Source organism: Thermodesulfobacteriota bacterium (assembly GCA_026415035.1).
Lineage (GTDB): Bacteria > Desulfobacterota > BSN033 > BSN033 > UBA1163 > RBG-16-49-23.
Map to the genome: position 1 here is coordinate 1 of JAOAHX010000068.1, position 569 is coordinate 569.

The following is a 569-nucleotide window of genomic DNA, read 5'->3' on the forward strand; positions in this document are numbered from 1 at the left end:
CTCCAAAGACTCGTGCCGCCTCCGCCTGACTCATTCCCTTGCGAAGGGCTTGGATCACTCGCTCTCTCAATGCATCCTGAGCAACGGGAGACAAATATCGCATATCCTTCTTTTCCATGTCTCCCACTATAACACATATATTCCAATATGTCAAACATTTTCTGCTCTGATTAGTAAGATGAAAAGGCTCATAACAAATCATTCCAGCGGATGGCATACAGCCACCGCTGATTTCAATCGTTAGGCCATGAAATATAAAAGGGGGTAAAGAATGGAAACTAAGCTTAAGACGATTTATTGGAAGAGTAAAAAGTTTTGGGTTGGCAAGCTTATTGACCACCCTGAGGTTATGACCCAAGGAAAAACATTAAAAGAATTGGAAGAAAACATCATTGAGGCCTATAAACTTTTAATTTTAGATGAAGTTCCTGAAAAACATGAAGTTAAAGAGATAGCTGTTGCAGTATGAAAAGAAAGGAACTCATCAAGAAAGGCGATTATAAAAGATTTGCCACTGGTTTTGTGATCAATTTGAGTAGCAAATCGAACAGAGATTCATGACGATGATT

General features: G+C 39.2%; 1 protein-coding gene. It reads left to right on the forward strand.

Annotated features, from left to right (window positions below; translation table 11 throughout):
• Nucleotides 1-271 precede the first annotated feature (271 nt).
• Nucleotides 272-469, forward strand: coding sequence for a type II toxin-antitoxin system HicB family antitoxin (locus N3G78_14895; GenBank protein ID MCX8119203.1), 198 nt, complete (start codon nucleotides 272-274; stop codon nucleotides 467-469).
• The last annotated feature ends 100 nt before the right edge of the window (nucleotides 470-569 follow it).

Excerpts from the sequence above, each read along its gene's own strand:
- N3G78_14895 (MCX8119203.1), top strand. The coding sequence starts at position 272 with ATGGAAACTAAGCTTAAGACGATTTATTGGAAGAGTAAAAAGTTTTGG.